Source organism: Streptomyces sp. NPDC048353, assembly GCF_055587165.1.
In genome coordinates, this window is sequence record NZ_JBVJGU010000002.1 from 103,514 (window position 1) to 116,197 (window position 12,684).

The 12,684-nt window shown below is 71.6% G+C and carries 12 protein-coding genes and 1 riboswitch; of the genes, 7 read left to right on the forward strand and 5 right to left on the reverse strand.

The features are described from left to right. Window positions 1-179 precede the first annotated feature (179 nt). Complete coding sequence (gene nagA / locus ACZ6RC_RS05840; protein WP_469579547.1) at window positions 180-1,355, reverse strand: N-acetylglucosamine-6-phosphate deacetylase; 1,176 nt, start codon at window positions 1,353-1,355, stop codon at window positions 180-182. After that, window positions 1,355-2,317 carry an ROK family protein gene (locus ACZ6RC_RS05845; protein WP_469579548.1) on the reverse strand — a complete coding sequence of 321 codons (963 nt, stop codon included), beginning with the start codon at window positions 2,315-2,317 and terminating at the stop codon, window positions 1,355-1,357. The genes nagA and ACZ6RC_RS05845 overlap by 1 nt, the downstream gene beginning before the upstream one ends. A 239-nt stretch (window positions 2,318-2,556) precedes the next feature. Between ACZ6RC_RS05845 and ACZ6RC_RS05850 the strand changes: the two genes are divergently transcribed. From ACZ6RC_RS05850 to otsB, 3 genes are all read left to right on the forward strand, one after another. After that, a complete protein-coding gene (locus ACZ6RC_RS05850) occupies window positions 2,557-3,828 on the forward strand; it encodes an ABC transporter substrate-binding protein (RefSeq protein ID WP_469579550.1) in 1,272 nt (423 codons plus the stop codon). 172 nt (window positions 3,829-4,000) lie between these two features. Next, window positions 4,001-4,219 carry a DUF3263 domain-containing protein gene (locus ACZ6RC_RS05855; protein WP_391144362.1) on the forward strand — a complete coding sequence of 73 codons (219 nt, stop codon included), beginning with the start codon at window positions 4,001-4,003 and terminating at the stop codon, window positions 4,217-4,219. Window positions 4,220-4,242: 23 nt separating this feature from the next. Further along, the gene (gene otsB / locus ACZ6RC_RS05860; protein WP_469579552.1) at window positions 4,243-5,085 is read left to right on the forward strand and encodes a trehalose-phosphatase; all 843 of its coding nucleotides are present in this window, start codon (window positions 4,243-4,245) and stop codon (window positions 5,083-5,085) included. Between the two features lie 134 nt (window positions 5,086-5,219). Here otsB and ACZ6RC_RS05865 read toward each other — a convergent pair whose 3' ends face one another. The 3 genes from ACZ6RC_RS05865 to ACZ6RC_RS05875 all read right to left on the reverse strand — a co-directional run bounded on the left by ACZ6RC_RS05865 (window position 5,220) and on the right by ACZ6RC_RS05875 (window position 8,206). Further along, window positions 5,220-6,596 (reverse strand): alpha,alpha-trehalose-phosphate synthase (UDP-forming), encoded by a 1,377-nt coding sequence (locus ACZ6RC_RS05865; RefSeq protein WP_391143605.1) that lies wholly within the window; start codon window positions 6,594-6,596, stop codon window positions 5,220-5,222. 57 nt (window positions 6,597-6,653) lie between these two features. Beyond that, window positions 6,654-7,166: a hypothetical protein gene (locus tag ACZ6RC_RS05870; RefSeq protein ID WP_469579554.1), complete on the reverse strand. Its 513-nt coding sequence runs from the start codon at window positions 7,164-7,166 to the stop codon at window positions 6,654-6,656. An 86-nt stretch (window positions 7,167-7,252) separates the two neighbouring features. After that, entirely contained in the window at window positions 7,253-8,206 is a 954-nt protein-coding gene (locus ACZ6RC_RS05875) for a glucosyl-3-phosphoglycerate synthase (protein WP_453612498.1), read from the reverse strand. 121 nt (window positions 8,207-8,327) lie between these two features. Next, window positions 8,328-8,473: riboswitch (SAM riboswitch) on the forward strand. Window positions 8,474-8,489: 16 nt separating this feature from the next. Here ACZ6RC_RS05875 and thrC point away from each other — a divergent pair. From thrC to groL, 4 genes are all read left to right on the forward strand, one after another. Next, a complete protein-coding gene (gene thrC / locus ACZ6RC_RS05880; protein ID WP_391143613.1) occupies window positions 8,490-9,779 on the forward strand; it encodes a threonine synthase in 1,290 nt (429 codons plus the stop codon). Between the two features lie 29 nt (window positions 9,780-9,808). Next, window positions 9,809-10,087, forward strand: a complete 279-nt coding sequence (locus tag ACZ6RC_RS05885) for a MoaD/ThiS family protein (RefSeq protein ID WP_147978539.1) — start codon at window positions 9,809-9,811, stop codon at window positions 10,085-10,087. A gap of 394 nt (window positions 10,088-10,481) precedes the next feature. After that, on the forward strand, window positions 10,482-10,685 hold the full coding sequence (locus tag ACZ6RC_RS05890) for a cold-shock protein (protein WP_005315736.1): 204 nt from the start codon (window positions 10,482-10,484) through the stop codon (window positions 10,683-10,685). 325 nt (window positions 10,686-11,010) lie between these two features. Then, window positions 11,011-12,639 (forward strand): chaperonin GroEL, encoded by a 1,629-nt coding sequence (gene groL, locus ACZ6RC_RS05895; protein ID WP_391143616.1) that lies wholly within the window; start codon window positions 11,011-11,013, stop codon window positions 12,637-12,639. Window positions 12,640-12,684: the final 45 nt, after the last annotated feature.

Here is a 12,684-nt window from a genome sequence, read left to right on the forward strand (position 1 = left end):
GTTTCTGTGTTTCTTACCACCACCCCGCCGCGGGGGGGGGGGGCCCCCGGCCCCCCCGCCGCCGCCCCCCCCCCCCCGCCGCCCCCCCCCCCCCCCCCCCCCCCCCACTTCTCCGTTCCTGCCAGGAGAGGCCGTCGACCGGACCCGACAGCAGGCCGGCGACCGCGGAGTCGCCGGTCCTACGCTGGCTTCGGCTCCACCACCCAGGCGCCCTTGCGCATCACGCCCACGAGCTCGAACTCCCCGTCCAGGACGACGAGGTCCGCGTCCTTGCCGGTCTCCAGGGAGCCGACCCTGTCGTCGACGCCGAGCAGCCGGGCCGGGTTGACGGAGACGGCGCGGACGACGGACTCGACCGGCAGCCGGTCGACGGTCACCGCCCGCTTGAACGCGCGGTCCAGGGTGAGGGTCGAACCGGCGATGGAGTCGCCCTCGACCAGCCGGGCCACGCTGTCCTTCACCTCGACCTCCAGCGTGCCGAGCATGTAGCGGCCGTCCCCGAAGCCGGCCGCGTCCATCGCGTCCGTGATGAACGCGACCCGGTCCCGGCCCGCGTGACGGAACGCCAACTCCAGGGCGGCCGGGTGCAGGTGCGTCCCGTCGTTGATCAGCTCGACCGTGATCCGCTCGTCCTCCAGGAGCGCGGCGATCGGCCCCGGCGCGCGGTGGCCAAGGGCCGGCATCGCGTTGTAGAGGTGCGTCGCGACGGTGGCGCCCGCGTCGATCGCCTCGACGGTCTGCTCGTACGTGGCGTCCGTGTGGCCGATGGCGGCGATCACGCCGTGCTCCGCGAGCAGGCGTACGGAGTCGAGGCCGCCGGGGAGTTCCGTGGCGAGCGTGACCATCTTGGCCTGGCCGCGCCCCGCGTCGATCAGCCTGCGGACCTCGGCCGGGTCGGGATAGCGCAGCAGCGTCTCGTCGTGGGCGCCCTTGCGGCACGGGGAGATGAACGGGCCCTCGAAGTGGAGACCGGCGATCTCGCCCTGTTCGGCCAGTTCGGAGAGGAGGCCCGCGCGGCGGGCGAGGAAGTCCATGTCGCCGGTGACGAAGGACGCGACGACGGTGGTCGCGCCGTGCAGGCGGTGGGTGTGGACGCCCCTGAGGACGTCCTCGACCGTGCCCGCGGTGAAGGAGGCGCCGCCGCCGCCGTGGTTGTGCATGTCGACGAAGCCCGGGACGATCCAGTGGCCGGAGAGGTCGACCGCGGGGGCCTCGCCGGGGCCCGCGTCCTGGGAGGCGCCCCCGGGGGCACCCACCGCCGCGAGGCGGCGGCCCTCGACGACCACGCGTCCGTTCTCGACGATTCCGGTCGGCAGCACGACGCGCGCGCCGGCGAGAACTGTGCGATCGGCCATCAGGCGGATACCTCCGAGTCGGACTCGTTGTCGGTGCGGGTGTCGTGGGAGAGCAGGTCCCAGGCGAGGAGGCCCGCGCCCAGGCATCCGGCGGTGTCCCCGAGGGCCGCCGGGACGATGGCGGGCAGTTTCTGGAAGGTGACCCGTTCCTCCACCGCGGCCCTGAGGGGTGTGAACAAGGTTTCCCCGGCCTCGGCCAGACCGCCACCGATGATGAGCGTGCGGGGGTCCAGCAGGGTGAGTGCGGTGACCAGGCCGTCGGCGAGCGCGTCGACCGCCTCCTGCCACACCCGTACGGCCTCCGGGTCGCCGGACTCGACGGCCTTCGCGCAGTCGGCGGCGTCCGCGTCGGGGTCGCCGGAGGCCTCGGCCCAGGCGAGGGAGACGGCGGAGGCGGAGGCGTACCGCTCCAGGCAGCCGCGCTGGCCGCAGCCGCAGTCGGTGCCGCCGGGGCGGACGACGATGTGGCCGATCTCGCCGGCGTAGCCGTGGGCGCCGGCCTCGATCGCGTCGCCGATGCCGATGGCGCCGGCGATGCCGGTGCCGAGGGGCACGAAGAGGAAGCGGTCGGCGCCGTTGCCCGCCCCGATGCGGCCCTCGGCGAGGCCGCCGGTGCGGACGTCGTGGCCGAGGGCGACGGGGATGCCGTCGAGGCGCTCGCTGAGCAGGGCGCGCATCGGGACGTCCCGCCAGCCGAGGTTGGCGGCGTAGACGGCGATGCCGCGGTCGGCGTCGACGATGCCGGGGACGGCGACTCCCGCGGCCGAGGCGGCCTCTCCGTACCGCTCGCGACCGAGGTCCCGCAGCTCGGCGGCGAACCCGAGGATCGTCTCGACGATCGCCTCGGGGCCGCGCTCGCGTCCGGTGGCGCGCCTGGCCTCGTGGAGCAGGGTGCCGTCCGCCCCGACGAGGGCGGCCTTCATGCCGGTGCCGCCCACATCCAGGGCGATGACGTGTCTCACGGGGGACAGTGTCGCGCGTGAACCACAGAAAGGTCTAGTCCACTGAGCGGGATTGTTGCGTGGGCATACAAATGATCGGGCGGGGCGGTCGGCCGTGGTGCGCCGGACCCCCGCCGTGCTCGCGGGTCCGGGAGGCCCGGCCCCGACGATGCCGAAGCGATACCCAAGTGGTGTAGACCTTATGCTTTCTTCCCTGTGAAAATCACAGCTCGACGACGAGCAGAGGGTGGGACAACGCTGTGCAGCGGCGACTCCTTGGACTGACCGCGACCATCGCCGCGCTGGGCCTGACCGTCGCGGTCTCGGGCTGCGGCCTCACCGGCGCGGAAGCCGGCGACGTCACCCTCACGGTGGTCGCCGCCGACTACGACCTCACCGGTGGTGACACCACCAAGAAGTACTGGGACGGCCTCGCCTCGGCCTACGAGGCCGAGCACCCCGGTGTGAAGATCGACGTCCGGATCGAGTCGTGGAACGACGTCGACCGGAAGGTCGCCGAGATGGTCAAGGCCGACCAGGCCCCCGACATCGCCCAGATCGGCGCCTACGCCGACTACGCCGCCGCCGACGAGCTGTACTCCGCCGACGAACTGCTCTCCATACCCGTCCAGGCCAACTTCCTCGCCCCGCTGACCGAGGCGGGCGAGCGGAAGGGCACGCAGTACGGGCTGCCGTTCGCCGCCTCCACCCGGCTGCTCTTCTTCAACGAGGAGCTCTTCGACAAGGCGGGCGTCACCAAGGCCCCGACGACCTGGGCCGAGCTCGCCGCCGCCGCCGGGAAGCTGGAGGACGACGGCGTCCCGTACCCCTTCGCCCTGCCGCTCGGCCCGGAGGAGGCGCAGGCCGAGACGATGATGTGGCTGCTCAGCGGCGGCGACGGATACACCGACGCCACCGACCGCTACAAGATCGACTCCGACGCGAACGTGGCGACCTTCGAGTGGCTGAGGAAGAACCTCGTCGCCAAGGGCCTCACCGGGCCCGTCGCCCCGGGGAAGCTGAACCGGAAGGACGCCTTCGCCGCGTTCTCGCGCGGCGAGGTCGGCATGCTCAACGGCCACCCCTCGCTGATGCAGGAGGCCGAGAAGCGGGGCGTGAAGGTCGGCAAGGTCGCGCTGCCCGGCGTCGACGGCAAGGCCAAGTCGGCCATGGGCGTCGCCGACTGGATCATGGGCTTCAAGCAGAACGGCCACCGCAAGGAGATCGGCGCCTTCCTGGACTTCGTCTTCAGCGACCCCAATGTGCTGAAGTTCGCCGGGGACAACGACCTGCTGCCGCCGACCGTCAGCGCCTACGCCACGATGGAGGCGGAGCCGGAGCACCAGAACCTGCGCGCCTTCCTGAAGGAGCTGCCGAACGCGCAGCTGCCGCCGGTCGGCAAGACCTCCTGGGCGCAGGTCAGCGACGACGTCAAGCGGAACATCGGCAAGGCCGTCGAGCCGGACGCGAAGGTGTCCGAGGTGCTCGGGAAGATCGCACGGGACGCGACGGCGGCCGAGAGCGCGGAATAAGTTGGGTCGTATGACCAACGATGTGGAGCCGGCGGGGCCGGACGAGCCCGCCGCCGGTACGGATGCCTCCGGTACGGGCGGCGGCGACGCCGACGGTACGGGCGGCGGCGACGCCGACGGTACGGGCGGCGGCGACGCCGACGGTACGGGCGGCTCCGGTACGGACGGCGGGCTGGGGGAGCGGGAGCGGGCCGTGCTCGCCGTCGAGCGGCGCTCCTGGCCCGGCCCCGGCGCCAAGGAGCGGGCCGTCCGCGAGCGGCTCGGCCTCTCGCCCACCCGCTACTACCAGCTCCTCAACGCCCTCCTCGACGACCCGCGCGCCCTCGCGCACGACCCCGTGACCGTCAACCGGCTGCGCCGGGTCCGTGCCGAGAAGGAGCAGCGCCGCTGAGGCTCCGTCGGTAGGGTCGTCCTATGGTCAGTCTTCCGCATCCGACCACGTCCGCCGGCCGCGACGGCCTGGCCGCGCTCCTCGCGCGGCCCGAGCGCGCCGTCGTCGCCCTCGACTTCGACGGGACGCTCGCCGAGATCGTCCCCGACCCCGAACAGGCGCGCGCCCACCCCGGCGCCGTCGCCGCCCTGGCCGCCCTGGCGCCCCGGATCGCCTCCGTCGTGGTGGTCACCGGACGGCCCGCGGGGGTGGCGGTACGGTACGGCGGCTTCGCCGGCGTCCCCGGCCTCGAACGCCTCGTCGTCCTCGGCCACTACGGCGCCGAACGCTGGGACGCCGTGAGCGGCACGGTCGTGGCCGCCGAACCGCACCCCGGCGTGGCCGCCGTCCGCGCCGAACTCCCCGGCTTCCTGGACCGGGTCGGCGCCTGGCCGGGCACCTGGATCGAGGAGAAGGGCCGCGCGGTCGCCGTCCACACGCGCCGCGCAACCGACCCACAGGGCGCCTTCGAGGCGCTCAAGGGCCCCCTCGGCGACCTCGCCACCCACCACGGCCTCGTCCTCGAACCCGGCCGCATGGTCCTGGAACTGCGCCCGCCGGGCATGGACAAGGGCGTGGCGCTGGCCGAGTACGTACGGGAGTCGGGCGCCGGGTCCGTCCTCTACGCGGGCGACGACCTGGGCGACCTGCCGGCCTACGCGGCCGTGGAGAAGCTCCGCTCGAACGGCACCCCGGGCCTCCTGGTCTGCAGCGGCTCGACGGAGGTCACCGAACTCTCCGACCGCGCCGACCTCTCGGTCCCGGGCCCGGCGGCGGTCGTGGAGTTCCTGACCACCCTGGCGAAGGCGGTCCAGGAGACCGGCTGACCGGCCCCCCGCCCCGCACGCCGAGGGCGCCCCCGGAAGCATCCGGGGCGCCCTCGGCGTACCGCCGCGGTGACGCGGTCGGGTGGTCGGCCCGGCCGGGGCCCTCCAGGCTCGGCCGGGCGGTCTGTGGGAGGTCAGCGGACCTCGCGCAGCGCCTCCAGCTGCTCCAGGAACCAGCGCTGCGGGGGCAGCGCCGTCGCCGCGGCCGCCAGGCGCTTGGAGCGCTCGGCGCGCTCGGCGGCCGGCATCGTCAGGGCCTCGTGCAGTGCCCGGGCCGTGCCCGTCACGTCGTACGGGTTCACCGTGACCGCGTCCTCGCCCAGCTCCTCGAACGCCCCCGCCTCCCGCGACAGGACCAGCGCGCAGCCCTCGTCCGAGACGACCGGGACCTCCTTGGCGACCAGGTTCATGCCGTCCCGGATGGGGTTGACCAGCGCCACGTCCGCCAGGCGGTACGCGGCGAGCGAGCGCGCGAAGTCGTCGTTCACGTGCAGCAGGACCGGGGTCCAGTCCTCCGTGCCGTACTCCGCGTTGATCTCCTCCGCGACCCGCGACACCTCCGCCGTGTAGTCGCGGTAGACCACCAAGTCCTGGCGCGAGGGGTAGGCGAAGGCCACGTGCACCACCCGGCCGCGCCACTCCGGACGCTCCTCCAGCAGGGCCCGGTAGGCGAGGAGGCCCCGCACGATGTTCTTCGACAGCTCCGTCCGGTCCACCCGGACGATCGCCTTCCGGTCCGGCCCGCCGATCTGCTCCCGCAGCGCGGCCAGCCGCTCCTCCACGTCCGGCCGCCGCGACCGCTCCCGCAGGAAGTCCGCGTCGGCGCCGAGGCCGTGCACCCCCAGCTCCGTGCCGCCCGTGCCGCCCACCAGGGCCGTACAGCAGGCGTCGAAGGCATCCGCCCAGCGCCGGGTCAGGAAGCCGAGCCGGTCCGCGCCGAGCATGCCGCGCAGCACCTGCTCGGCGATGTCGTCGGGCAGCATCCGGAAGTACTCCGGCGGCGCCCACGGGGTGTGCGAGAAGTGTCCGATCCGCAGATCGGGCCGCGCCTCGCGGAGCATGCCCGGGACGAGCGTCAGGTGGTAGTCCTGCACGAGGACCAGGGCGCCCGGGTCCGCCTCGGCCGCGAGGGCCTCCGCGAAGGCGCGGTTGTACGTCTCGTACGACGCCCAGCGGCGGCGGAACTCCGCGTCGAAGACCGGCTCCACGGGCGTCTGGTACAGCATGTGGTGGACGAACCACAGCACCGAGTTCGCGATGCCGTTGTACGCGTCGGCGTGCACGTCCGCGTCGATGTCGAGCATCCGCACGCCCGGCTCGGAGACCCCCCGCCGGACCGCCTGCCGGTCGCCGTCGCCGAGCGCCGCGCACACCCACACGCTGTCCTCGGAGGAGACGGCGCTCAGCCCGGAGACCAGCCCGCCACCGCCCCGGCGGGCGTCGAGAGAGCCGTCCTCCGCCACGGCGTACGAGACCGGACCACGGTTGGAAGCCACCAGCACAGAAGCCATGTGGCGAACCTAGCCCGTCCCGTAAACGCTCAAACGTGCGTATACGAACGACGGCGCTCAGTCGCCACGCCGGCCACGCGAGTCCTGCGGGCCCCGCGCGCCGGGAGCGCCGTGCACGGCCCGTGCGGCGCGCAGCGCGGCCGTCGCCACCACACCCGTCGCCGTGAGCGCCAGGGCGAGGCCGCCGAGCAGCCACAGCCGCTCGGTGCGGTGGTCGCCGGCCCGCGCCGTCGAGACGCCGGGGCCGTGCGGCACGGGGACCGGACGCCGCGCCTCCGGCGACGGCAGCCCGGGCGGCCGGGCAGCCTCCCGCACCAGCGCCTCGGCCCGCACCAGCGCCTCGGCCCGCACCAGCGCCTCGGCGCGATCCGGCACTTCGGCCCGATCCGGCACTTCCGCACGTCCCGGCGTTTCGGCACGATCCAGCACCTCGGCCGCCGGGACAGGTTCCGGTGCCGCGCCGGAGCCGTGGACGGCCGTGGCGGCCGGGCCGGCCGCCACGAGCGGCAGCGAGCCGGCGAGGAGCCCCGCGGCCCCGAGCAGCGCTCCCTTGCGATGGGTGAACCTCATAGAACGGAAATGTATGCAAAAAACATCATCATTCGAGGATGCGCCACGCGCCGGAAGGGCCGAGGACACGCCCCGTCCGACACGCCTTAGGCCACCCGGCGGTGCGCGTACTCCGCGATCTCGCGCATCGGGGGCCGCTCCTCGGTGTCCACCGCGTACGTCCGCGGCGTGAAGCCCCCGCCGCCCGCCGTCTCGTCCCGCTCGAACTGGGTCAGCCGGGGCCGCACCAGGTGGCCGCGCGAGAGCCGCAGCTGCGCGGTCCGGTAGATCGCCGCCGCCATCCGGCCCAGCGCCTGGCCGTCCTGGTGCCGGTGCTTGCGGACGCCCACGTCGACCTGGGCGAGCGCGTCCAGGCCCACCGTGTGCAGCGCGTCGACGAGGAGGCCCAGCTCGACTCCGTACCCGACGGGGAACGGCAGCCGCTCCAGGAGCGAGCGGCGGGCCGCGTACTCGCCGCCCAGGGGCTGGACGAAACCGGCCAGCTGCGGCCAGTGCAGATTGAGCAGCGGCCGGGCCACCAGCTCCGTCACCCGGCCGCCCTGGCCGGGCTCGCCGCCCAGCGGGCGGTCGTACATCGCCTTGACGAGGTCGACGCCGGGATCGGTGAGGAGGGGGCCCACGATCCCGGAGACGAAGTCGGCGGAGAAGTCCCGCAGGTCCGCGTCGACGAAGCAGACGACGTCACCGCGGGTCACCATCAGGGAGCGCCACAGGACCTCGCCCTTGCCGGGCACGGCGGGTATCCGCGGCAGGATCGCGTCCCGCGCCACGACCCGGGCCCCGGCCGCCGCCGCGACCTCGGCCGTACGGTCACCGGAACCGGAGTCGATCACCACCAGCTCGTCGACGAGCGGGACCTCGTCCGACATCAGCTCGCGGCGGATCGTGGACACGATCGCGCCGACCGTCGCCTCCTCGTCGAGCGCGGGCAGCACGACGCTGACGGTGGTCCCCCGCTTGGCCGCGAGGATCCGGTCGAGCGGCCGCTCGGCGACGGACCAGGACCGCCGGGCCAGCCAGCGCTCCACTTCATCCAGCAACGTGATCTCCATCTCGCGGGTCGGACGACCATCTCAAGCGTCCATGCCTTCGGTTACAGTCTTGAACAACGCGGATCCCCGACGCATGTCGGGGTGCCACCCGCGTTCTACAACCGAATACCGCTCATCCAGAGGGGCAGAGGGAAACGGCCCGTTGAAGCCCCGGCAACCCTCCAGTCGGTCAGTACGCTCGCCAGCGCGAGGTCCCCGGCTAGGGAAGGTGCCAAATCCGTCTCATGGCGAAATTCGCCATGGGAAAGATGAGGAGAAAGGGCCTCCCTCCATGGCTGTACAGACTGTCGCGAACACCCAGAACTCGGTCGACCTCGGTCCCGCTTCCGGGCTTTCCTGTCGCGAATGCGGCGAAGTCTTCGCCCTCGGTCCGATCTTCGCCTGCGAGCTCTGTTTCGGCCCGCTCGAGGTCGCGTACGACCTCCCCACCGGCGACCCCGAGGCGCTCCGCAAGCGGATCGAGGCCGGCCCCGCCAACATCTGGCGCTACGCCCCGCTGCTGCCGGTCCCCGCCGACGTCGCCGACAAGCCGAACCTGAACCCGGGCTGGACCAAGCTCGTCCAGGCCGACAACCTCGCCCGCGAGCTGGGCGTCGAGCCGGGCAGGCTCTTCGTCAAGGACGACTCCGGCAACCCGACGCACTCCTTCAAGGACCGCGTCGTCGCCCAGGCCCTCGAAGCCGCCCGCGCCTTCGGCTTCACCACCCTCTCCTGCTCCTCCACCGGCAACCTCGCCGGCGCCGTGGGCGCCGCCGCCGCCCGCGCCGGCTTCCGCTCCTGCGTGTTCATCCCGCACGACCTGGAGCAGGGCAAGGTCGTCATGGCCGCCGTCTACGGCGGCGAGCTCGTCGGCATCGAGGGCAACTACGACGACGTCAACCGCTTCTGCTCCGAGCTCATCGGCGACCCGCTCGGCGAGGGCTGGGGCTTCGTCAACGTCAACCTGCGCCCGTACTACGGCGAGGGCTCGAAGACGCTGGCGTACGAGATCTGCGAGCAGCTCGGCTGGGTCCTGCCCGACCAGCTGGTGATCCCGATCGCCTCCGGCTCCCAGCTCACCAAGATCGACAAGGGTCTGCAGGAGCTGATCAAGCTCGGTCTCGTCGAGGACAAGCCGTACAAGATCTTCGGCGCCCAGGCCGAGGGCTGCTCCCCGGTCTCGACGGCCTTCAAGGCCGGCCACGACGTCGTACGGCCCCAGAAGCCGAACACCATCGCCAAGTCCCTGGCGATCGGCAACCCGGCCGACGGCCCCTACGTCCTGGACATCGCCCGGCGCACCGGCGGCGCGGTGGAGGACGTCGACGACGAGCAGGTCGTCGAGGCCATCAAGCTCCTCGCCCGGACCGAGGGCATCTTCGCCGAGACCGCGGGCGGCGTCACCGTCGGCGTGACGAAGAAGCTCGTCGAGGCCGGCCTGCTGGACCCGAGCCTGACGACCGTCGTCCTGAACACCGGCGACGGCCTGAAGACCCTGGACGCGGTGGCCGAGACCTCGCAGGCGACCGCCACCATCCGCCCCAGCCTGGACGCGTTCCGCGACGCCGGCCTGGCCCACTGACCACCCCCGTCACGGAAGGCAGCAACTCCATGAGCGTCAAGGTCCGCATCCCCACCATCCTCCGTACCTACACGGGCGGTCAGGCCGAGGTCCCGGCGGAGGGCACGACCCTCTCCGAGGTCATCGCCGACCTGGAGAAGAACCACACCGGCATCGCCGCCCGCGTCCTGGACGACCAGGGCAAGCTGCGCCGCTTCGTCAACGTCTACGTCAACGACGACGACGTCCGCTTCGAGCAGGGTCTCGAGACGGCGACGCCCGACGGCGCCGGCGTCTCCATCATCCCGGCCGTCGCCGGCGGCTGCTGAGGCTCCGCATTACCCCGCGTAACCGAATTGCCCTCTCCGCTCCAGAAGCGGAGGGGGCAATTCTGCATGGTTGAGCGGGGTAGAGTTGGGGAAGCCCCCTCCGCTGCCTGTGCCGGACGCATATGAGAATGCGCCCGCACCCGACAAGATGCAGCCAATGTGTTCGAGTGTTGTGTACCTTCTGCGCACTTTGACGGGCCCGACTTGCCCCGTAAATCAGCGAATGCTCCTGAATTCTCCTTTCCGGCGTGCCCAGAATTCTCGTCCGATTGACCTGTTGCAGAGGGCAGTTGGGCAGATACATTCAGCCGCGGTCGACGCGTTCCGGCGCAGGGTCTGACCCGGGGCCGCGAAGTGCGGTCCCGCGCAAGGGCCAGTAATAGGGGAGTTAGGCATGGCTCAGGGCACCGTCAAGTGGTTCAACGCGGAGAAGGGCTACGGCTTCATCGCGGTCGACGGTGGTGCGGATGTTTTCGTCCACTACAGCGCGATCCAGATGGACGGTTACCGCACCCTTGAAGAAGGTCAGCGAGTCGAGTTCGAGATCTCGCAGGGCCAGAAGGGTCCGCAGGCGGACATGGTCAAGCTCGCCGTCTGAGCACGGCGCGAATCGGCCACCACGCACGCACTCATCGCGTTCTCGCGCCGAGGGGTCCGCATCCTGACCGGGATGCGGACCCCTCGTGCGTGTGCCGACACGTTCGCCCGTCGGGTTCCGATCACCGAGAGGCGCTTGCACTCGCATGGGTCGAGTGCTAATCATTGGCGTTAGCACTCTGAAGGTGAGAGTGCTTACGAGGATCGGGCAGACGAGGTCCGTGGCCAGGTGGGGCAAGGAACCGCCGAAGCCGCAGGCCGTCCGTCGCGGGCGTCGGCGCGGTCCTGGAGCGTTATCCACCCCATGTCCGGGAGGACCACTTCACATGGCCAAGATCATCGCGTTCGACGAGGAGGCACGGCGCGGTCTCGAGCGCGGGATGAACCAGCTCGCCGACGCCGTCAAGGTCACCCTTGGCCCCAAGGGCCGGAACGTCGTCCTCGAGAAGAAGTGGGGCGCCCCCACGATCACCAACGATGGTGTGTCCATCGCCAAGGAGATCGAGCTCGAGGACCCGTACGAGAAGATCGGCGCCGAGCTGGTCAAGGAAGTCGCCAAGAAGACGGACGACGTCGCCGGTGACGGTACGACCACCGCGACCGTCCTCGCCCAGGCGCTCGTCCGCGAGGGCCTGCGCAACGTCGCGGCCGGCGCCAACCCGATGGCCCTCAAGCGCGGCATCGAGAAGGCCGTCGAGGCCGTCTCCGGCGCCCTGCTCGAGCAGGCGAAGGATGTCGAGACCAAGGAGCAGATCGCTTCCACGGCCTCCATCTCCGCCGCCGACACCCAGATCGGCGAGCTCATCGCCGAGGCGATGGACAAGGTCGGCAAGGAAGGCGTCATCACCGTCGAGGAGTCCCAGACCTTCGGTCTGGAGCTGGAGCTCACCGAGGGTATGCGCTTCGACAAGGGCTACATCTCGGCGTACTTCGCCACCGACATGGAGCGTATGGAGGCGTCCCTGGACGACCCGTACATCCTGATCGTCAACTCCAAGATCTCCTCCGTGAAGGACCTGCTCCCGCTCCTGGAGAAGGTCATGCAGTCGGGCAAGCCGCTGCTGATCATCGCCGAGGACGTCGAGGGCGAGGCCCTGTCCACGCTGGTCGTCAACAAGATCCGCGGCACCTTCAAGTCCGTCGCCGTCAAGGCCCCGGGCTTCGGCGACCGCCGCAAGGCCATGCTGAACGACATCGCCATCCTCACGGGCGGCACCGTCGTCTCCGAGGAGGTCGGTCTCAAGCTGGAGAACGCCGGCCTTGACCTGCTCGGCCGCGCCCGCAAGGTCGTCATCACCAAGGACGAGACCACGATCGTCGACGGTTCGGGCGAGAGCGACCAGGTCGCCGGTCGCGTGAACCAGATCCGCGCCGAGATCGAGAACTCCGACTCGGACTACGACCGTGAGAAGCTCCAGGAGCGCCTCGCGAAGCTGGCCGGCGGCGTGGCCGTCATCAAGGCCGGTGCCGCGACCGAGGTCGAGCTCAAGGAGCGCAAGCACCGCATCGAGGACGCCGTTCGCAACGCGAAGGCGGCCGTCGAGGAGGGCATCGTCGCCGGTGGTGGCGTGGCCCTGCTCCAGGCCTCCTCGGTCTTCGAGAAGCTCGAGGGCGACCTCACGGGCGACGAGGCCACGGGCGCCGCGATCGTGAAGCTGGCCCTCGAGGCCCCGCTGAAGCAGATCGCCATCAACGCCGGCCTCGAGGGTGGCGTCGTGGCGGAGAAGGTCCGCAACCTGCCCGTCGGCCACGGCCTCAACGCCGCGACCAACGAGTACGTCGACCTCATCGCCGAGGGCATCATCGACCCGGCGAAGGTCACGCGCTCCGCGCTGCAGAACGCGGCCTCCATCGCCGCGCTGTTCCTGACCACCGAGGCCGTCATCGCCGACAAGCCGGAGAAGGCCTCCGCGGCCGCTCCGGGCGGCATGCCGGGCGGTGACATGGACTTCTGATCCTCCCGGATCGGCTGTTCACCGAGGGCGGTACCCCAGCAGGGG